This is a genomic window from Stygiolobus azoricus (genome assembly GCF_009729035.1).
In the GTDB taxonomy this organism is placed as follows: Archaea; Thermoproteota; Thermoprotei_A; order Sulfolobales; family Sulfolobaceae; genus Stygiolobus; species Stygiolobus azoricus.
Map to the genome: position 1 here is coordinate 1,038,377 of NZ_CP045483.1, position 19,821 is coordinate 1,058,197.

Sequence of the window (19,821 nt, forward strand, 5' to 3'; positions counted from 1 at the left end):
TAATGATAATAAAAAACGCTAGAGTAATAACCACTCAAGGTATTTTAGACACTGACATAAGGATAGAAAATGGTAAGATATCGGAGATAAGAAAAAATATCGCAAACCTGGGAGAGGAGGTAATAGACCTTTCTGGCTATTACATATTGACCAGCGTAGTAGATGGACATACACATTTTAATTCCAGGTATTTAGGTGCTAGGGAGGTAATACCTACTGCCGACGACTATAGAAGTGGAAGTGAGGTAGCCTTAGCAGGAGGTATAACTTCATTTATTAATTTTATTGATCCTGTTGAAGACCCAGTTAGATCTTCAGTTGAAGAAATAGAAAAGGCTAAGTCACAGTCTATGGCAGATTTCTCTTTTCATCTTATAGTGAAAAAAGGTGAGCACATAAAATATTTAGATGAGGTCTTTAAGCTGGGCGTGAAAAGTGTAAAAGTCTTTACAGCTTACAAAGGTACAATGCAACTAGATGATGAAAACATCTTTAAAGTTATGAAGAAAGTGAAACAATTAAACGGTGTAGTTGCTGTCCATGCTGAGAATGGCGATGTAATAGACGAGCTTCAGAAAGAATATGGTGAGAGACCAGAAGCAATATATCATGCATTAACGAGACCTCCAGAAGTAGAGGAGGAAGCTGTATATAGAATATCTACAATGGCTTATCTAACTAAAGCCAAAGTTTATATTGTTCATACTTCTTCTCCTAACTCGGTACAAATCGTGAACGAGTGGAGGAAGAGAGGAGCAGAAATTTATTCTGAAACGTGTCCTCACTATTTAGTATTCGATGAAAGTTACTATGAAAGACCAGACGGTAAGAGGTTTATAATGTCACCTCCTCTGAGAAGTAAGGAGCTAAGGTTAGAACTTATTAACAACTTAAATCTCGTGGACACTTTAGGTAGTGACTATGCAGGATATCTGTCGCAGTATAAAGATAAGGCTTTGAGTTATCTAGAGGTCCCTAACGGTGTCGCTTCCACAGAATTTTTGGTACCAACTATTATGACGCTCATGTTCAAAAATTACATTACTCCTCAGAAAGTAGCTGAAATAACGTCTGAAAATCCTATAAAATTATACAATCTTAAGGATAAGGGGTTTAAGGTTGGTGCCGATGCGGATTTCGCTGTGATTAAGAGAGAGACATGGAGAGTTAAGGACTGGCACGGTAAAATGGACCACTCAATTTACGAAGGCGTGGAGTTCGATGCAAAGGTAGTAAAAACGTTTTTGAGAGGAGAGCTAATATTTGATGAGGACGTAAAGGGTGGTAAGGGGGTAATGTTATCAAGATGACGAAGATTGTGAACGTTTCTGGATTCAAAGAAGTCCTAGATGTTAAAGATGGAGATGATATTGTCGTTGATGCAGAGGGCAGAATCGCAGTTCCATCCTTTTACGACATGCATGTCCACCTAGAAAACGCTCTAACCCTTAGCTACACTGGAGATAATAAGAGCGGGACTTTATCAGAGGCTGTTGAAAGATGGGCTAAGGTGAGGGATACATTAAGTAAGGACGATATTAAACTTATCATGAAGAAGGCTATAATTTTAGAGCTCTATAATGGAGTAACGCATATAAGGACTCATGCAGATACATGCTCTAAGAACTTGAACTCGGTTAAGGCTGCACTGGAAGTTAAAGAGGAAATGAAAGACTACGTTGACATACAAGTTGTTGCATTTCCGGAACAAGGTGTATTTAACTGTGACCAAGAAAAATTTGTTAAGGCTATAGAGTTAGCTGATATTATTGGGGGTAAACCTGATGGGGAGGATAGTGAAGATCTCGGGAAGGAACAGCTAAGGCTAATAGCTGAGTTGTCGTTAAAGACCGGAAAGCCGATAGATGCACATATAGACCAAGGGGATGTACTTACCAAATTTGCAGAATATTTACTTTCTCTTAGGCACACTCATGTAGCTTTATCCCATCTTACAGCACTTCACTCAGCTCCACGTGAATACGCAGAAAGACTTATGAGTTTAATAAAGAGAAAAAGCGCATCAGTTATAAGCTCTCCCTTGACCACAGTATACCTTAATTCTAGATATGGTGATTATCCTAAAATAAGGGGTATTACCAGAATAAAGGAAATGCTTGAAAGAGATATAAATGTGTGTTTAGGGCATGACGATTTTCAAAATCCTTTCTTCCCCTTAGGATTTGGTGATATAATTCAAGCTTTATACCTCGCTGTGCTATTAGATCAGATCAACCCGGTAGATGAAGTGATTAACCTCATCACGGTAAACGCTGAGAGAGAGTTTTCATACGCTTCTCGACCATCCAAAGATGATATTGTAATCCTTGATGCAAAAAGTATAAGAGAACAACTATCCACTCTATCCAGTCGGTTCATGGTAATAAGAAAAGGTAAAATTATAGCTAAGACAAATAAGAGAGGTGAGGTAATAGTAGGAGGAAATACGTTCAATCCATTTTCTTTAATCTAGAACGTAAAAAGGAGTTTCTCTTATTATCTTAGCGATTATTTGTGTGTTAGTTCTTTCTATCTCTGGCATACTCATAAGTTTTTCAAGGTATTTACTCATCATCTCGTCCCGGTTTCTGAACCTAGCGAGGACAATAAAGTCGTTTTCTCCTAATACGAAATAAACTCCCCAGACGCCAGAAAGTTGAGCAATTTTCTGGCCTAAGATTTCGTGGTAGTCCTTACCGTATTTGGCTTTAACTAAAGTCACAACTAGATAGTCAAGGTTTAAGGACGCAGGGTCTATGTATGCGTAATAGCCTCTTATTACGCCTGATTTTTCAAGTCTTTTAATCCTATAAGCTACTGTGGACTTTGGGGCTCTAACTTCTTCAGCTATTTTTTCTAGAGGATATTTGGCATCTGTTTGAAGTATTTTTAATATTTTGAGATCTACCTCATCCAGTTGCATGGTTATATTTTATACAGCTATCCTATTTAAAGATTGTATAAAAAACAAAATATCTTGTAATTTCTATCTATTGTGTCTTAATTTCCTCTTGTTTTCTTGGATAAAATATACCGGTATTTGGTCTTAGTTTATCCTCAATAACGCTTCCTAGGTATAATGACGCTTGTAAGATTCCGTTAAAGTAGTCTTTTAGGTTATCACTTTTTGCATGTATTGCACCTTCCAAAGTAGTTACAGCATTAATTACTGCCTCATCGCCGAAACTCCTTAGGTCTTCTCTTAAAAAGTCAAGGTTATCCTTTAGATAAGTGAAGACGTCTTTATTAATACCCAGAAGTTTGGATATTTCATCAGTAGTTTTTCCACATTCAACTGTAAGTAATCCAATTCTAGCTATATTTTCTATCCTTTCGAGGTATCTACCAGCCCATAATATCTTATATCCAGTGCTCTTCGTTATCAAACCTTTTTTACCCCCACAGTAAGTTTCTTCAACCATCCTCTCCCTTTGCTTACGAAAGTACCCACAATGGGAGCTGCATCATAATAGTCTCTTCCTATAGCGAACTTTACATATTTTATCTCATTGTAAAATTTATTCCTAGTAGGGTCTATGGGTATCCAGCCGAAAGGTGTTTTAACTTCCACCCACGCATGTGTTGTAGTGGGGTTATTGTGTACTATACCCATTACATATCTGGCAGGAAATCGCATAGCACGAAGTATCCCAATAGTTATTTGAGCTATATCTTGGCACACACCAAGTCCCATTTCGAAACTCTTATGTGCGGGTGTATCAACGTTAGTAACACCTTCCTTATAAGTTATTCTATTTTTGACGAAAGATACTACTTTATGAAGTAGCTCATCCAGAGTTCTAGATTCATTATAGATCTTAGCGGCTATTGGTTTAAAATAATCAATGTCAATTAATCTAGTAGAGTCCATATACAGAGGTTCATAAACGTTACAAGGCAACTCACAATCAGTGAAGTCCATGACGTTCACTATCACTTTACTCATACTCCTAATAGTCATTGAGTAATGGGGCTTAATTATCTTCACCCTATATACTGTATTGCCTAGTATGTCCTTATATTTAGTCACGTACCCATCAGGTTCTGTCTCAACCCTCTCCTCTAAGACAGTCTGGTTTTCTCCGTCATATGGTACAATCTTCAGTGTATTGTCGTTAGAAGTCACAACGTCCTCGTATTCATATCTAGCCTCATAAAATACCTCGTAGTTTATAATATCCATACCGGTTTCACCAACCCTCCAGAGGAATTATTAGTTATTCTACTACCGAACGGTGCAACTCTACTTAGAATTGATGTAGACGCCTCGTCGATAAACATGAATACTCTAATATCAGCATAAGTCTGGTAAAAGTTATCCTCAATCGCTGAAATTACAGTATCAAAGTCCAAGGTCTCCTGGATCATAAATTCTTCAGGATAATTTCTAGCTTCTCTTAAAATTTTAACTCTTTCCTCTGACGGTAAATCTTTTAAAACGTAAGTACCGGAACCACCGTAACCCTCTCTTCGCTTAATTACAAATTTCTCTAGTTCCTTTTCGAATTGTTCCTTAGTTCCCTCGAGGGGTAACGAGAAGGGTTGTCTGATGACTTCTTTTATCCCCATGAAGTCCATTATTTTGGGCATAAAGCAGAATGTTATCTTATCGTCAGCTATCCCAGTACCCGGTGCGTTAACTATGTTTACCCATCCCCTGAGGTAAGCATTCATCAAACCTGGCGTTAATATGTCTAAATCCTCAATCCTTCTGTAAATCACATCCACGTGAACTTCGCCACTATCAATAGTCTTGACAACTACCTCACCTTCCTTTACTGCTATGTCGGATGGCTCAGCGAGAATTATGTTAAGGTTATCAGAGTAAAACTTATGTTCGAAATATGCTGAATTATAAGTGCCGTCAGTTAATATTACGATCACTGGATCTTTAGTATCTGACGCTTTTTCTAGGGTTGATTTAAGTTTACTTAGTCCATCTCCTATATCTCCCTTCTTGGAATATACGTCCTTAAACTCCCTATTTACTAGCTCAACAGTTTTTATCGCATAACTCATGCCTGAAGGTATCCTTACGTTATCTTCCAAAATGTATGGTACACCATGTACCTTCACTAGGTCTTCTCCATATATATAAACGTAAATTCCCTTAGGCGGATCAAAACCGATCATTTCAGGTCTAAAATAAACTGAGGATTTAATAATTTCTTCAGGGACAACTACTTTGTCACCGTGATACCAAGAATAAAGAAACTTATTAATAGCTTCACCTCTCTTCTTAAGTCCATCGGAAATTAGATTAAATTCGTCTCTAGTTATTATTCTTGGTAGAGGATCTATTTTTATACTTCTATAATAATAAGATGTGTAAAAAGTAAACCCTTCTCGGTATGCAATTTCATTTACCAACTTAACATGCTTAAAATAATCTTTAGAGTTCTCTACGTCAGTAATAATTTGTTTGTATCTCTCATCATAATACTCTAGGTAAGATGATGAGTTAATTTTTTTAAAAGGTATCACAGTTTAATTTTTTCTCTACTGGTTAATAAACTTGAATAAGAAGTTAAACTCTAACCGTCGAAAACTGTTCACTTTTCAGCATTTTTTGAGAGTGATTATGTAAATATATTTGTAAGTTTTTTAAAAAATTACGTAAAGATAATGATGGAAACTAGGCTAAAAATGAACAATTTGTAATTCGAAAGCCATAACCGTTGATAAAATAACACTTATATATTAGGGTTAAAGAATGTTAATAGTATGGGGTTATTTAGGAAGAAACAACAAGACGGAGTGGAAACTAAGTCTCAGTTTAAGATATTATACACGTCAGATGTGCACGGCTCAGAAGTAACTTTCAAGAAGTTTCTAAATGCTGGAAAAATGTTCAAAGTAGATGCATTAATAATTGGCGGAGATTTAGCCGGTAAAGCGTTAATACCTATAATAGACTTAGGAAACGGAAAATATGACATTCAGGGAACTGAAGTTGGAAGAGAGGGTTTAGAAATGATAAAACAAAGGATAAGAAACGAAGGAAATTATTACGTAGTTGTAGACAAGAAGGGATTTGAAGAGCTTAATTATGATAAAAGGAAAGTAGATGAGGCTTTCAAAACAGCAATGATAGAGAGATTGAGGGAGTGGATAAAGATAGCTGAGGAGAGATATAAGGGTACTAATATTCCTATTTACGTTAATCTCGGAAATGATGATCCGACATACCTTTTCGACATAATAGACGAAAGTAGTGTTGTGAGAAGGACTGAAGGATTCGTTATACCTTTAGGTAAATATGAGATGATCTCCTTTGGATACGTAAATCCCACTCCATGGAATACGCCAAGAGAGATGAGTGAAGAAGAGTTATACTCAAATATGAAGAGTATGGTGGAGAAGCTCTCCAACCCTAATTTAGCTATATTTAACTTTCATGCACCTCCTTACGGGACCAATCTAGATAACGCACCTCTATTAGACAAAACGTTAAAACCCGTTGTAAAAGGAGGGGAGATAGTTATGACACACGTAGGTTCTAAGGCAGTTAGGAGTATAATTGAGGAGTATAAACCTTTAATGGGAATTCACGGTCATATTCATGAGTCTAGGGGTTTCGATAGGGTAGCAAGTGCATTAGTCCTTAACCCTGGAAGCGAGTACAATTCTGGTATATTTCATGGCGTGTACATAGTTCTGGAGGGAGAAAAAGTAAAGACTCATCAGTTCATAACAGGTTAAGTTATTAAGAGATTATTATTTTATTTTCATTTTAAATTCCTTAGTTTTTATCAAAATAATGTAACATCTATATTCTTGTTTAGAGTTTCAGAATCATATAATATCTGTTAAGAACAACTAATATAATATAGAGAATTGTGAATAAACTTATTATTAAGAGACAGTCAATTTTAATGAGAAGAGTTATGGATATCAGATATAAGGAAAATCAACTAAGTACTACGTTATTTCGTATAATAATAACAAAAGTTATTGGAGCTAATCTAAACTACATAGACGAAATGGAACTAGAAAACTTTTCAGAAGGAGACTTAAAATTAACCTTAGAGCATCTCATTGCATCAGGAGCAACTAAAATAATAATATTAGCAAAGTACAATGAAAAATATATTTCAACAATAATCGAGACGAGTAAATTAGATGTGCCAATTTATTTTGTTGAAGAACAGGAGCTTGAGGATGATAAAAAATTTATAATTTTAGTAGAGAGGGTTCAATAAACTATTAAAAACTATTATAATATTTTTAGAAGTCAATGTATGTTAAAGGATCTTTATATCGAGAATCCAAACATCTCGATAAATTCCCATATAGATTCTTCGCAATTCTATCCATAGGTAATACAAAAGATGCTGAATAATGTTTAGTTTTATTGATGTGTAATGATAATTACAGAACGTGATACGCTTAATAGATAGCCTAAATTTATGAAAGTCTTACATTATTAAACCATTTAACTTTATAATATAATTTACCATTATACCATTTGAACATAAAATGTTTTTAACACCCCGTGAGCAGGAGAAACTATTAATCTCATGGGCAGCAGAAGTTGCTAGGAGGAGAAAGCAAAGGGGAATAAAATTAAATTACGTAGAAGCTCAGGCAATAATAATAGATTACATTCTCGAAAAAGCTAGAGAAGGAGCTAGAATGGAAGACATTATAAAGGGCGCTCAAGAACTCCTAACAGAAAACGACGTAATGGACGAAGTGCCTGAAATGCTTGATCTGATCCAAGTAGAGGCTACTTTCCCAGACGGAACTAAACTGGTAACAGTCAGAAACCCAATCAAGTCTTCAAAGAAAACTCTAAACACATTTGTAATCAATGAAGGGGAAGTAAATATTGATGATAAGGAGGAAGTAGAACTGGAAGTCACAAACACCGGTGATCGCCCTATTCAGGTCGGTTCTCACTATCACTTTTTCGAGGTTAATAAAGCCCTGAAGTTTGATAGAGAGAAAGCATTCGGAATGAGACTTTCTATACCTTCAGGAACTTCTGTAAGGTTTGAACCAGGTCAAACTAGGGTTGTCAAACTGAGAAAGATAGGTGGTTCTCGTAGGGTAACTGGGCTTAACGGTTTAGTAGAAGGCTCTCTAGACCACAATAAAGATCAAGCTATAAAGAGAGCGAAAGAGAGGGGGTTATTGTGAAAATAGACAGACACCGCTACTTCGAACTATATGGTCCAACAGAAGGAGACAGTATAAGACTGGGAAACTCTAACTTATATGTGACAATAGAGAAGGATCTAATACAGAAAGGAGAAGAACTCGTTTTCGGGGCAGGCAAAACAGCTAGAGACGGGTTAGGACTTTTACCTACTGTTAGAGAAGAAGATGCAATGGACACGATAATTACAAACGTAGTAATATTAGACCCCTTATTGGGCGTAGTTAAAGCCGATATAGGTATAAAGGATGGTGTAATAGTAGGGATAGGTCATGGAGGAAACCCGTTCACAATGGACGGGGTGGATTTCGTGTTAGGTAGTAATACGGAAATAATTTCTGGAGAAGGGTTAATAGCTACTCCGGGCTTTATAGATACTCACGTACATTGGGTAGCACCGCAACAAGTATTTGACGCACTTTCAGCGGGTTTCACTACTCTTATTGGAGGTGGGACAGGCCCAGCTGAGGGTACTAAGGCAACTACAGTAACTCCAGGTTCTTGGAATATTAAGATAGTAGCAGAAGCTTTGGATTATTTTCCGCTTAACTTTGGGCTGACCGCAAAAGGTTCCTCAAGTAGGATAACTATGGAACAAGCATTAAGGGCAGGAGCTTTAGGTTTTAAGATCCATGAGGACTGGGGGGCTATGCCGAGAGTTGTAGATGAAACCCTTACTGTAGCTGACGAGTATGATGTACAAGTTGCGATACACACAGACACTTCAAACGAAAGTGGGTATTTAGAGGACACACTAAACGCAATAGGTGGTAGAACTATTCATGCTTATCATGTGGAAGGAGCAGGTGGAGGTCACGCTCCTGATATAATAAGAATATGTGGAGAGCCTAACATATTACCATCTTCAACAAACCCTACTAAACCGTTTACAATTCACACATATGAGGAACATCTGGAGATGCTAATGGCTGTGCACCACTTAAACCCTAAAGTACCAGAAGACGTGGCTTATGCAGAGTCCAGAATTAGGGAAGAGACTATGCAAGCTGAGGACTATCTACATGATCTAGGAGCAATAAGTATGATGTCATCAGATTCACAAGCGATGGGTAGAGTTGGTGAGACTGCAATCAGAACTTTCCAGTTAGCTCATAAGATGAAGGAGTTAGGGCTCATAAAAATGAGTGATAATGAGAGGGTTTTACGTTATTTGGCTAAAATTACAATTAACCCAGCCATAACTCACGGTATATCGTCTTACGTAGGTACTTTATCTCCAGGCCACTTGGCGGATATTGTATTATGGGATCCTCGGTTTTTCCCAGTAAAACCGTACATGGTGATTAAGGGTGGGGCTATAGCTTGGGCACTTATGGGAGATACTAACGCTTCAATAGCGTACTCCCAACCAGTGCTTTATAAGCCCATGTTTGGATATTATTCAGCAAAGACTATCTCGTTATGGTTCTCAGCAGCTGATGGAGTTGAAAACGTATCGAAGGTAGTTAGGAGGAAAGTAGTACCGGTGAGAAACACGAGGAATATCAGCAAAAAGGACATGGTGTTTAACAACTCTTTACCTAAGATTGAAGTAGATCCTGATACTTACGAGGTCAAGGTAAACGGTGTTGTCCCAAAGGTCCCACCTTCTAAGTGGCTACCTTTCACCCAGTTGTATTTCATGTACTAGGTGATGGAAATGATGGTCGTCAGGAAATTGGGTAGAAGGGACGAGTTAAGGTCTGTTGTTGAAAAGGCACAGAAAAATGGTCTGCTCAGGATAGTTAAATTATCGAGAGAATGTATAGAAAAAGGAAAATGTAAAAGCAAGACTAACTTAAACGAAGACGTAGTTATTAACTTAAAGGGAGTCCCGCTTAACGAAGGTGACATATTAGAGGCTGATAACGGTCTACTAATCCTAGTGGAGTTAAAAGAAGAGAAAGTAATTGAGTTTGAGCTAAAGGACCCAATAGAAGCGTTTAAACTCGGTTTTGCTTTGGGCAATTACCATATGAGAGTAATGTTACAAGGTGGTAAGGTATATATCTCATCTGAGTTAGGGGAGGAGTTCCTCCTAGAGAGATTCAAAGAATATAATCCCAAAGTAAGAGAGTTAGTGTTCAAGCCCAACTTAGAACTCCCAGTATCTCCGGTGGTGATAGATTTTGCTAACACCTAGAATATTCCAGCTGTTTGATTCATCTCTACCTATAGGCTCGTTCAACCACTCCTATGGCGTAGAAGAAGCATATTATTCCAACTTAGACATTAAGTCCTTTATTGAAGATATCTTCAAAAACGTGATCTTGCCTGGAGATGTTGCAATTGTTAAAATCGCGTACGACGATCCGTATAGGGCTGATGAGATCGCTTATGCTTCAAAACTCACTGCTGAGCTGAAAAACGCCACAGTATACTTAGGTAACTCCCTAGCATCTCTAGGTATCTGCGAAAACGAGTTCATACAAAAAGTCAAGAAAGGAGAAACTTATGGTACTTATCCCGTAGTTGTTGCAGTGTGTTGTAAAGAACTCGGTATTTCGAAGGAAGACTGTATGGTGGGGTTAGCGTATTCGGAGTTAGCCCAGTTAGTGTTTGCATCTGTAAGGCTTAACGCTATAGACTTCGTCGAAGGCCAGAGGCTAATATCAAGACTGTTAGGTGAGTTGAAAGTTACTGAAATTACCGAGTTTAAGCCTTTTTCCCCTGTCTTAGATAAATTAAGTAAAAATCATGAAATTAGGGAACCGAAGGTGTTCATGTCATGATGAAAATAGGTGTTTTAGGTCCTGTGGGTTCAGGTAAGACCACACTAATCGAGTTTCTCACCGAGTACTTTGTGAGAAAATTCGGTATCTCTGTAGGGATAATAACTAACGATGTAGTATCGAATTACGACGCTATGAGAGTATATGAAAACTTAGTAATAAGGAAGAAGATAATACCTAAGGAAAATGTCGTAGGTCTAGTCACGGGCGGTTGTCCTCATACTGCTATCAGAGAAGATCCGTCAATGAATTTAAGGGCTTTAGAAAAATTAACCAGACGGACTAAAGTGGAAGTAGTCTTTATAGAGAGTGGTGGAGATAATGTGATGAGTACCTTCAGTAGTTTGTTGGCAGATTACACTATTTACGTTCTTGACACTTCTGCTGGAGATAAATACCCTGGAAAAGGAGGTCTGGGTATATCGGAAAGTGACCTACTTGTGATTAACAAAATTGACCTAGCCCCCTACGTAGGTGCAGACCTAGAGAAGATGAGAAATGATGCGGAAAAGGTGAGAAAAGGTAAGCCTACAGTATTCGTAAGCCTTAAAACAGGGGAAGGAGTTGATAGCCTTATAAACATATTAAGAGAGGAACTGGCAATTGAAGGGATCCTTAGAATATGAAGACGGAAAGATCGTAAGGAGTGGTCCAGTAAACCTACTTCATAGTGGTGGCTATCTTGTGATTGTTAATCCGTCCGAAGTTCTTGCTCATGAAGATGAATTGTTAGTGAAGATTCAAGGAAAAAAGATGAGGATAACTGACCAAGCATATACTAAAATACTAAAGATGAGTAACGTAAAAGTTACTATTAATATTGACGGAGATGAAGTGTATTACTTTCCGCATCCGGTGATCTTCTACAACTTAAGCAGGGCTAGAATACATACTCGAATTAATGTGAGAAAAAGAGGTAGAGTAGTAGAAGCATTTATTTTGGGTCGTACAGGTTCTATGGAAGAGTTCACCGAAGGGGAAGCTTTAGCCGTGACAGAGGTCTACTTTAAAGATAGACTGTTGATATATGACGTGTTTAGAGGCGACAAGAGTTACAAGAGTAAGAATATAATGGGTAAGGAAGCTTTACTCGCAGTGTACGAGATTGAGGATGGGGAATACAAGTTTGATAAAGTTATAACTGACTATAAAAACTTAGACAGGTTATGGAGAGAAGTTACTAACATTCACTTTTGATTCAGCCACCAGTTTATAATGAATTCTAGGTTCTTTCTAAACGTTTCTTCTTTTTCCTTAACCTCTTGTACCAGTTTAGGATTTCCCTTATACTCCTCGACCCATTTACTTACCATTTTAGCGTCTACTTCTAGGTGGAATTGGAGAGCTAATACCTTTTCTAATCTAAATGCTTGAAAGTATTTCTCACTATAAGCTAATAACTCTGATGAAGGAGGCAATGTAAATGTGTCACCATGCCATTGGAAAACATCTATCTCTTTATCACCTAGTTTAGGTAAGAGTTTTACCTTACTCACGCCAATTTCAGGGCCAAAAGCTCCTTTCTTTACGCTACCACCTAGGGATTGGGATATTAACTGAGCTCCGAGACAGACACCCAAGACCCTTTTGCCCTCTCTTTTAGCTTTTCTAATTAACTCCATTTCAGTATAAAGAAATGGATACTGATCTGCTTCATACACTCCCATCGGTCCTCCCATAATTACTAGAATATCGAAACTTTCATTTCCTTTCAGATTTACCGCAAGTTCTTCCTTAACTTTGAACCCTTTTTCTGAGAATATTTCTGCTAAACTACCTAGTCCTTCTATCGGATGATTTAAGACTCCTAAGACGTTCATATTGTACTCCCCATTTAAAGTATTTTTAGTCTCTGAATTTTATCTTATTTATACTCCTCAAATCCCTCTATGTCCCTAAAGTTTTTCTTTAACTTGTCCACATCTATGTTATCTAAGTTTATTTCACCTTCTTTTACCAATTTTATAAATCTATCAACAACTGTCATGTACTTGTCAGCAGGTATTGATCCTATTACTTTTCCGATATTTTTATTTCCTCCACCGACTACCACATTTAATCTTACATTTCCTCTATTTGCAATAGCACCAAATCCTAAGTCCATAACCCAGTGCTTACCGCATGAGTGAGTACATCCGCTAAATGAAATCCTTACCTTAATTCCCTCATCCTTAAGCCTCTCATAGACTTTAGTAGCCATTTCAGTCGTAGGGACTAAAGCAGGTGGACAATAGTCGTTACCTATACATGAATTAACGTTGAACTTCTTTTCCCACATTCTGGTATCCGTAATCTCATAAGGTGCTCTTATATTAAGATGGACATCTTCAGTTTGTATCGGAATATAGAGTTCCTGAGTATTAAACAGATACCCGTATTCCAAGTTTTCTCTCATAACTGAAACTATTTCTGGGATATCATCAACGTGGAGCCATCCACCTATTGGTTTTATCCTAACGATTTTTTCCATTTGAATAGTTTTAGGTAAAGAAACATCGTCTACTAAGGGAGGTAAAGAAGGTGCGACAATTTCCGCTTCCCTCATTATCATCTCTTTGATCTTCTCCTCTCCATATTTTTCTACTACATGTTTAAAACCTCTTTTTTCGTTTTCCTTTTTTAATATGTTAGCAACAGCTACACAAATAGGTAGTAACTTGTCTACGGTTATGTCGGTGAAGAGTGTTTTTCCTTCAAAAGCTTTTTCTCCTATACCTCCCCCGATCATTACGTCGAATTTACCATTTTTCTTAGCAATTATTCCTACATCCATAATTGCTGGGTGAGCACACCCGACTTCGCAAGCTGATATTGATATTTTAACCCTCTTAGGCAAGTTAGGATATTCATACTCTTTGTTATATCTAAAGAAGTTTGAAATGTACACAGCTAGCTTTTCTGCGTCAACATTAGCCTTTGGGCATATTTGCGAGAGGCATGGAATAACATTTCTTACCGACGCTCCACAAGAGTCTCTCGGACTGAGGCCCACTTTTTCCAGTTCGAAGAGAATTTCATCAAGATTTCTCATGTCAATTCCGTAAAGTTCTACGTCTCCTCGTGAAGTTAGATGAATTTTATTATTACCATAATCTTTTGCAATTTCCGCTAATTTTTCAAATTGTTCAGCACTCCACTTTGCAGGATCTCTTCCCTTTCCTTGTCTAATTCTGATAGAAATTAGTGGATTGTCTCCTCCACTTGTATATATACCCTCGTATCTTCTAGGATAAAATATTTTATACTTATCTTTAAAAGATATACTCATTATGCAAAATATCATGAAATAGTAAATAAAGTAGAATCGTCATCTAACTAAACATTTTTAAAATATAATTATAAATACTTTTAGGCAAGTTGAAAAACTAGCAACGGAATAAGTTCTTTATATTCAAGATAACTTATTCTTTTTACTCGTGTTTTTTCGTGTTTATATTTTTGAATTATATACAACTAAATACCCTTAAAGTTTATTATATTGTTTAATTTAAGCCATTCATATGAGAGATATAGATTCAATAATAGTAAATCCTGAGATCCTCCCTGTTCCTAAGGAAATAAAGAAGTGGAAAGCTCCGGACTATACCATGGCATGGATTACAATGTCTGTAGGAGTCCTCACATGGGAGTATCCGTGGTTCGGAATCTTTTTAGGAATACCTTGGTATCTTGCCTTAGCACTAGAGTTCTTAGGTATGTTTTTAACTCTAGTTCCAATGATAATACAGTCTCATGCTGGTGCAAAATACGGAATAGCAGAACCTCAGGTGACAAGGAGTAGATGGGGCATATGGGGAGCGCAGCTACCCTCAATAATTAGAGCGATTATAGGAACCGGATGGTGGGGGATAAACGTATTTATAATAACTGAGATTATTGTGGGACTTTACCTTAAACTATCAGGAAACCTGGAATCTACTGTGGGTCCACTGCTAAAGAGTGGTCAAGCTAACTCGTTCACAATATCCTTAGCCGATCCTTCATTATTCTGGGTAGTCTTTGTTGTGGTAGTCTTAGCTGAAATAGGAATATTATATTATTCTCCGATACTTAAAGGACAAGAGCCACTAAGAAAAATGAGCTGGATTGTCGCACCTATAGTAATGTTGTCTTTAATTTCAATCTTTGTATTTGAGGTCACAAAATACGGTTTGAATTTTGCATTACCTACAAACTTTAATGCTTCCTTACCTACAATGTTAGCGTATTTAGGAGGTAACATGGCAAGCTGGTTAACTATGGCTATATCAATGCCTGACTTAACTAGATTTGCAATAAATCAAAGGGCTCAAATATTCGGACAAGTTATTCTACCCTTTATGTACTTTATATTCGGTCTGTTTGGAATATTAGGATCAGGAGTAGTGTATTCCTCAACTCATCTTCTAGTTATAGATCCAGTTCTGCTTACTTTATTAACTGCACCAGCTCCGGTTTCAATTCTATTATTAACTCCACTTTTAATAGAAACTTTTGCGGTTAATACACTTGCTAACCTATTGCCCCCAGCTTATGACCTTAGTAATATCTTCCCTAAAAAGATAACGTGGTTCAGAGGTGTATTATTAGCTACCTTAGTAGGGATTTTAGTTGGAGCATGGAGCTTTCTGGGTAGTGCTTATGGTTTCATGGAAAGTTGGCTACTTACTTATGGTACTGCACTGGGTTCTATAGTAGGTATTAACGTAGCAGACTATGTATTTATAAGGAGATTTAATATAGACATAGATTCGTTATTCACAACCAGAGGAGTTTATAGATATCTAAAAGGATTTAATCCCTCGGCTTTTATTGCATTTGGTATATCGTCATTAATAGGATATCTCAGTGATTTAGGAATAAAGAATGTGATTACGTTATATATAGGGAGTCTAGGTCCTTTAGTTACTTTACCACTAAGTATAATTTTATATCTGATTTTCATGAAACTGTTTAAGAATTATTGATTTTTTCTATGAAATTTAGTATAACTATCGATACAATCAATAAACGTGGTGTTTTAAGGCTAAAGAATTGTCATACTAAAAATAGCTTTTCCATTAGTCAAAAACATTTTTATTGGAACTTGACTTTTCCTGGATTAATTAGATCTTCTTTATCGTAAGCCTTCTTGTAGTTCACAATCTTACTAACATGCTCTCTCGGTAATCTATCATTTATATATATAGAATGTAAATTGAACGAACTTTCGGAGAACAGTTCTAAGAGTTTGTTGAATCTTTCTCCTCCTTGGACTATGAAGTAAGTATGTCCCTTCCAATCATTTGCAAATTCACTCTCTATTATTGGGTTTATTTCTCTAGTTTTAGTTATCCATTCTGATAACTCCTCTATTGGTATATGATATTGATTATAGTAGATCCCCTTCATTAGCATATTAGATGTGACGTATACTGCTGCAAAGAACAAGTTTCTTCTACCCCATAACAGTGTCCCATCGTAACCCCCTTCTAGTTTTATCTCCCTGTTCTCAGGGTATGTAATTAATACTTGCCACTTATCAGTGGAAAATCCCGTAGATTTTTCAGTCAGTTTTGCAATTTCCGGAGACCTTAAAGTTATATGATATAAAGGTATTTCATCTTCATATATTTTCTGTATAAACTTAATTGCGTCTTGATAAGTATCGAAAAGGAAAAGCTTGCTAACGTCGTTAGCATATTCTCGTTTAAGAATTTTTAATCGAGTAACTATTCCGGTAGTACCTTCAGCATGAGCAGCTATTTTAATATCTCCACCTTTTAGAGTAACGAGTTTTCCCTTAGGATTAACCATAGTTACTTCTATCACTTGATCCCAATTGGGTCCATATTCATAAGATCCTATTCCCCAAGAACCCCCACAAAAATAACCTCCAACAGTGGCTTTCTGATATATAGTAGGATATACTCTGGCATTAAAGGTAAACTTAGCACCGGCTTCTGCCTCTACATAATCTTCATGTTCCTTAATATGATTCATCTTACTCATGTCAACTATAAGTCCTCCTTTTAAAGGTATTAGACCTCCTACTGTACCATAACCAGCACCTCTAGGAATAAGTGGTACATGCATTTGTAAAGCAAACTCTACTATACTTATTACTTCTTCCTCATTTTTCGGAAAAGCCACTGCATCAGCTTTTAATGAAGTATACTTAGAGAGTAGAGGGGATACGAAGCTCCAGTCCTTACTTTTTTCTTCGATTATTTTAGGATCTTGCGATACTTCTATGCCTCGTTTAATTAGGTAACTAAAGACGCTCATTTGCCTAACTGTTTATCTAAATTAATAAAAATAAAAATATTTGATCAGCATCTATTTGCATATTTTCCAAAGTTATAAAATAGGATATTAAACGTTTTAAAGGTTAAACTCACTTAGAAAGATTTTTTGTTCTTAATAAGACAAAAAGAGAGAGATAACATGAATTAGATTTCTCCTTTGCTCTACTTATTCAACTTCTCGTATTCATTATAAAATTCATAAGCATGTTCAATGGCTTTATAGAAATTTTCAAGATTTACATTTTCGTTGGGAGCATGAGCATTAGATGAGGGTGTCCCCACTCCAATTGCACTTACAATCTCCTTTATCCCAAGATCTGCAAAAACACCCATAGGTTGGGTTCCTGCTGAATTAGGTATTATCACTGGATCATTTAGATAAACTCTTTTAGCGGAATTAATCATAGCCTTAACTACGTTAGAATTAGGGCTCGTTCTGACAGGCTTTTCCATTCCCATAACCTCTATCTGTGCTTTATCCTTAATGTGGTCTATTAAAGACGAAAGGATCTTTTTAGGATCTTGATTAGGCACCAACCTGAAATCCATCTTGACCATAGCATAAGATGGTACTATAGTCTTACTTCCTTTACCAGTATAGCCTGATATGATTCCGTCTATGTTGCAAGTAGGCACTGTGAACAGTGACTTAATGTCACTCGTTTTTAGCTTAAATACTCCTAATGATTTCCTGATATCTTCAGGGTCTACATCATACTTTTCCAATAATTCCTTTATTTCTGCATTAATAGGTTCTATGTCGTCATAAAATCCCTTCAGTTTAACTTTTTCTCCATCATATATTGAATTTAGTATCTTTATCAATTCCCATACGGGATTAAATACTATAGGTGCATTGGAGGAATGAACATCCCTATCACCGGTCCTAACAGTAAGCTGAACGTATAATAGCCCCTTTACACCAAGAATAATCATAGGTCTTCCTTTAGCATCTAATCCTGCCCCTTCCATGATTACAGCATCTGCATTTAATTTTTCCTTGTGCTTTTCTACATATTCAGATAGGTGGACACTTCCTATCTCTTCTTCTCCTTCAAATAGAAATTTAAAATTAAGATTTCCTTTATACTTTGAAAATGCGATTAGCCTAGCTATTAACACTCCTTTATTATCAGAAGCTCCTCTAGCATAAACAACGTTATTTTCAATAGTGGCAGAAAAAGGTGGATATTTCCATTCGTTAAGCGGATCAACTGGTTGAACGTCATAATGGTTATAAACTAAGAGTGTTTTATCTCCTCCGTTATTTACCTTTCCTAATACTACTGGGTGCCCGCCAGTATCTTCTATAGTCGAATCTATTCCTAACTCTGTCATGAAGTCTTTTAGCCACGATGCTGTATCTCTAATTCCTTCCCCTGTTGCTGAAACAGAAGGATGCTGTAAAAATTCTATGTATTTTTTAAGTGCATATTGTTTCTCTTCCTGGCTTAACATAAAGAAGTATATTTCACAAGGCAGTTAAAAAGAATACTTTACAAGAATCCATTTGATAATTGTCCAAATCATTAAAAATAAAGGTAAATCATGAATTTTAGTATGATAATTCACTTATTCAAAGTTCTCAACTTTGCTATAAATCGACTTTTTCTTGGTAAATTAATTTTATACCCTTTTCTTTTAGCTTCTGTAGGAAGGTCTCGCTTTCTATAACTTTTTCTGGAGGTAGGACACCACTTCCCCTAACTTTCATATTAATAGCTATTACTGGTGATATACCAGTAACGTATTGAGTTCCGTCAAATTCGTCCTTAGGATAGGATACGAACTCCATTGTTACTTCTCTATCTTCATATTTGAAAATTACTTTACACGCCTCCAGCTCTTTCGGCTCTTCACTATTATAACCTATTAAACCTTTAGACTTCAGAACCTCTTTTAGGTATTTCCTAGTCTTTATTCCCATAACTTCCCTATCCTCACCGAATAATTTAGATATGAAAGCAATATACTCAAATCCAGTACCACCCTCCATCCAGTCTACGTATTTTACCCCCTCGAAAGAGCTAGGAAAAGTAGCTAATTCACTATGTATCGTAAGGTATACTCTGATTCTACCTATAGAAAAATCCACCTCTTCACTCCTTGAAAGTGGTTTATAGTATCTATATTCACCGTTCTCAAAAACTGGGGCATCCATTATCATTTCGTCTATTTGTGTATCTATACTCCAATCTATTTTCTCGCTGTTGTTGATCCAACCGTCCCTAAGCATTATTGCCTCTGGAGTACCGTATTTGTTATAAATGTATCTCGCTATTACGTTCGTTACACCTGGTTCAGCACCCATTCCTATTAGGGCGAGAATTCCCTCCCTTTCGAAATCCTTGTTAAGCTCCAGTTGTTTCTTGGTCATCCAAAATAGTCCTCCTAAGTCGATGTAGTTTACTCCAGACTTAAGCGCAGCCTTCATGGCGTTTAAGTTAAAATAATACTGTGCGGCGTTTATAACGTAATCACTGTTCTTTATTTTTTCCGCTATATCATCTATATTGTTCAAGTCACCGTATATATAATCGACGTTTGAATAAGCGGATCTTACTATGTCTATAACTTGTACTTCATGTTCCTTTAATAGTTCTTTTGTAATTACCCTCCCTATTAATCCAGAACCTCCTAGTACAGATATTCTCAATTTAAC

General features: G+C 36.6%; 20 protein-coding genes. 11 read left to right on the plus strand and 9 right to left on the minus strand.

Annotated features, from left to right (window positions below):
• Positions 1 to 2: 2 nt before the first annotated feature.
• Positions 3 to 1,310: an amidohydrolase family protein gene (locus D1868_RS05940; RefSeq protein ID WP_156006496.1), complete on the plus strand. Its 1,308-nt coding sequence runs from the start codon at positions 3 to 5 to the stop codon at positions 1,308 to 1,310.
• Positions 1,307 to 2,473, plus strand: coding sequence for an amidohydrolase family protein (locus D1868_RS05945; RefSeq protein WP_156006498.1), 1,167 nt, complete (start codon positions 1,307 to 1,309; stop codon positions 2,471 to 2,473). Before D1868_RS05940 ends, D1868_RS05945 begins: the two co-directional genes overlap by 4 nt.
• Here D1868_RS05945 and D1868_RS05950 read toward each other — a convergent pair.
• From D1868_RS05950 to D1868_RS05965, 4 genes are all read right to left on the minus strand, one after another.
• Positions 2,465 to 2,923 (minus strand): Lrp/AsnC family transcriptional regulator, encoded by a 459-nt coding sequence (locus D1868_RS05950; protein ID WP_156006500.1) that lies wholly within the window; start codon positions 2,921 to 2,923, stop codon positions 2,465 to 2,467. The genes D1868_RS05945 and D1868_RS05950 overlap by 9 nt on opposite strands.
• A gap of 67 nt (positions 2,924 to 2,990) precedes the next feature.
• Entirely contained in the window at positions 2,991 to 3,386 is a 396-nt protein-coding gene (locus D1868_RS05955) for an alpha-E domain-containing protein (protein WP_196770207.1), read from the minus strand.
• Positions 3,383 to 4,183 carry a transglutaminase family protein gene (locus D1868_RS05960; RefSeq protein WP_156006504.1) on the minus strand — a complete coding sequence of 267 codons (801 nt, stop codon included), beginning with the start codon at positions 4,181 to 4,183 and terminating at the stop codon, positions 3,383 to 3,385. The genes D1868_RS05955 and D1868_RS05960 overlap by 4 nt, the downstream gene beginning before the upstream one ends.
• Positions 4,171 to 5,484 (minus strand): circularly permuted type 2 ATP-grasp protein, encoded by a 1,314-nt coding sequence (locus D1868_RS05965; RefSeq protein WP_156006506.1) that lies wholly within the window; start codon positions 5,482 to 5,484, stop codon positions 4,171 to 4,173. Before D1868_RS05965 ends, D1868_RS05960 begins: the two co-directional genes overlap by 13 nt.
• Before the next feature lie 240 nt (positions 5,485 to 5,724).
• On the opposite strand from D1868_RS05965, the gene D1868_RS05970 reads away from it, so the two are divergent.
• The 8 genes from D1868_RS05970 (at position 5,725) to D1868_RS06005 (ending at position 12,090) form a co-directional block, all read left to right on the plus strand.
• Complete coding sequence (locus D1868_RS05970) at positions 5,725 to 6,702, plus strand: metallophosphoesterase family protein (RefSeq protein ID WP_156006508.1); 978 nt, start codon at positions 5,725 to 5,727, stop codon at positions 6,700 to 6,702.
• Between the two features lie 173 nt (positions 6,703 to 6,875).
• Positions 6,876 to 7,202: a hypothetical protein gene (locus tag D1868_RS05975; protein WP_156006510.1), complete on the plus strand. Its 327-nt coding sequence runs from the start codon at positions 6,876 to 6,878 to the stop codon at positions 7,200 to 7,202.
• 277 nt (positions 7,203 to 7,479) lie between these two features.
• Positions 7,480 to 8,142, plus strand: a complete 663-nt coding sequence (locus tag D1868_RS05980) for an urease subunit gamma (RefSeq protein ID WP_156006512.1) — start codon at positions 7,480 to 7,482, stop codon at positions 8,140 to 8,142.
• On the plus strand, positions 8,139 to 9,812 hold the full coding sequence (ureC, locus tag D1868_RS05985; protein ID WP_156006514.1) for an urease subunit alpha: 1,674 nt from the start codon (positions 8,139 to 8,141) through the stop codon (positions 9,810 to 9,812). Before D1868_RS05980 ends, ureC begins: the two co-directional genes overlap by 4 nt.
• A 9-nt stretch (positions 9,813 to 9,821) precedes the next feature.
• Positions 9,822 to 10,304 carry an urease accessory protein UreE gene (locus D1868_RS05990; RefSeq protein ID WP_156006516.1) on the plus strand — a complete coding sequence of 161 codons (483 nt, stop codon included), beginning with the start codon at positions 9,822 to 9,824 and terminating at the stop codon, positions 10,302 to 10,304.
• A complete protein-coding gene (locus D1868_RS05995) occupies positions 10,291 to 10,893 on the plus strand; it encodes an urease accessory protein UreF (protein ID WP_156006518.1) in 603 nt (200 codons plus the stop codon). Before D1868_RS05990 ends, D1868_RS05995 begins: the two co-directional genes overlap by 14 nt.
• Positions 10,890 to 11,519, plus strand: coding sequence for an urease accessory protein UreG (gene ureG / locus D1868_RS06000; RefSeq protein ID WP_156006520.1), 630 nt, complete (start codon positions 10,890 to 10,892; stop codon positions 11,517 to 11,519). The genes D1868_RS05995 and ureG overlap by 4 nt, the downstream gene beginning before the upstream one ends.
• Complete coding sequence (locus D1868_RS06005) at positions 11,497 to 12,090, plus strand: urease accessory protein UreD (protein WP_156006521.1); 594 nt, start codon at positions 11,497 to 11,499, stop codon at positions 12,088 to 12,090. The genes ureG and D1868_RS06005 overlap by 23 nt, the downstream gene beginning before the upstream one ends.
• Here the strand turns inward: D1868_RS06005 and D1868_RS06010 are convergent.
• Together D1868_RS06010 and D1868_RS06015 are read right to left on the minus strand one after the other, a co-directional pair.
• On the minus strand, positions 12,081 to 12,713 hold the full coding sequence (locus D1868_RS06010; RefSeq protein ID WP_156006523.1) for a type 1 glutamine amidotransferase: 633 nt from the start codon (positions 12,711 to 12,713) through the stop codon (positions 12,081 to 12,083). The genes D1868_RS06005 and D1868_RS06010 overlap by 10 nt on opposite strands.
• A gap of 44 nt (positions 12,714 to 12,757) precedes the next feature.
• Positions 12,758 to 14,161 (minus strand): nitrite/sulfite reductase, encoded by a 1,404-nt coding sequence (locus D1868_RS06015; protein ID WP_196770208.1) that lies wholly within the window; start codon positions 14,159 to 14,161, stop codon positions 12,758 to 12,760.
• A 232-nt stretch (positions 14,162 to 14,393) separates the two neighbouring features.
• On the opposite strand from D1868_RS06015, the gene D1868_RS06020 reads away from it, so the two are divergent.
• Positions 14,394 to 15,839: a cytosine permease gene (locus D1868_RS06020; RefSeq protein ID WP_156006527.1), complete on the plus strand. Its 1,446-nt coding sequence runs from the start codon at positions 14,394 to 14,396 to the stop codon at positions 15,837 to 15,839.
• A gap of 109 nt (positions 15,840 to 15,948) precedes the next feature.
• Here D1868_RS06020 and D1868_RS06025 read toward each other — a convergent pair whose 3' ends face one another.
• The 3 genes from D1868_RS06025 to D1868_RS06035 form a co-directional block, all read right to left on the minus strand.
• The gene (locus D1868_RS06025; protein WP_156006529.1) at positions 15,949 to 17,139 is read right to left on the minus strand and encodes an FAD-binding oxidoreductase; all 1,191 of its coding nucleotides are present in this window, start codon (positions 17,137 to 17,139) and stop codon (positions 15,949 to 15,951) included.
• Positions 17,140 to 17,321: 182 nt separating this feature from the next.
• Positions 17,322 to 18,617 carry a M20/M25/M40 family metallo-hydrolase gene (locus D1868_RS06030; protein ID WP_156006531.1) on the minus strand — a complete coding sequence of 432 codons (1,296 nt, stop codon included), beginning with the start codon at positions 18,615 to 18,617 and terminating at the stop codon, positions 17,322 to 17,324.
• A 136-nt stretch (positions 18,618 to 18,753) separates the two neighbouring features.
• The gene (locus D1868_RS06035) at positions 18,754 to 19,815 is read right to left on the minus strand and encodes a saccharopine dehydrogenase family protein (RefSeq protein ID WP_156006533.1); all 1,062 of its coding nucleotides are present in this window, start codon (positions 19,813 to 19,815) and stop codon (positions 18,754 to 18,756) included.
• Positions 19,816 to 19,821 lie beyond the last annotated feature (6 nt).

Coding starts and splice junctions, on each gene's coding strand:
- D1868_RS06025 (WP_156006529.1), bottom strand. CDS start 17,139: ATGAGCGTCTTTAGTTACCTAATTAAACGAGGCATAGAAGTATCGCAA.
- D1868_RS05960 (WP_156006504.1), bottom strand. CDS start 4,183: ATGGATATTATAAACTACGAGGTATTTTATGAGGCTAGATATGAATAC.
- D1868_RS06010 (WP_156006523.1), bottom strand. CDS start 12,713: ATGAACGTCTTAGGAGTCTTAAATCATCCGATAGAAGGACTAGGTAGT.
- ureG (WP_156006520.1), top strand. CDS start 10,890: ATGATGAAAATAGGTGTTTTAGGTCCTGTGGGTTCAGGTAAGACCACA.
- D1868_RS06015 (WP_196770208.1), bottom strand. CDS start 14,161: ATGAGTATATCTTTTAAAGATAAGTATAAAATATTTTATCCTAGAAGA.
- D1868_RS05950 (WP_156006500.1), bottom strand. CDS start 2,923: ATGCAACTGGATGAGGTAGATCTCAAAATATTAAAAATACTTCAAACA.
- D1868_RS05975 (WP_156006510.1), top strand. CDS start 6,876: ATGAGAAGAGTTATGGATATCAGATATAAGGAAAATCAACTAAGTACT.
- D1868_RS06030 (WP_156006531.1), bottom strand. CDS start 18,617: ATGTTAAGCCAGGAAGAGAAACAATATGCACTTAAAAAATACATAGAA.
- D1868_RS05970 (WP_156006508.1), top strand. CDS start 5,725: ATGGGGTTATTTAGGAAGAAACAACAAGACGGAGTGGAAACTAAGTCT.
- D1868_RS05980 (WP_156006512.1), top strand. CDS start 7,480: ATGTTTTTAACACCCCGTGAGCAGGAGAAACTATTAATCTCATGGGCA.
- D1868_RS05990 (WP_156006516.1), top strand. CDS start 9,822: ATGATGGTCGTCAGGAAATTGGGTAGAAGGGACGAGTTAAGGTCTGTT.
- D1868_RS06020 (WP_156006527.1), top strand. CDS start 14,394: ATGAGAGATATAGATTCAATAATAGTAAATCCTGAGATCCTCCCTGTT.
- D1868_RS05940 (WP_156006496.1), top strand. CDS start 3: ATGATAATAAAAAACGCTAGAGTAATAACCACTCAAGGTATTTTAGAC.
- D1868_RS05945 (WP_156006498.1), top strand. CDS start 1,307: ATGACGAAGATTGTGAACGTTTCTGGATTCAAAGAAGTCCTAGATGTT.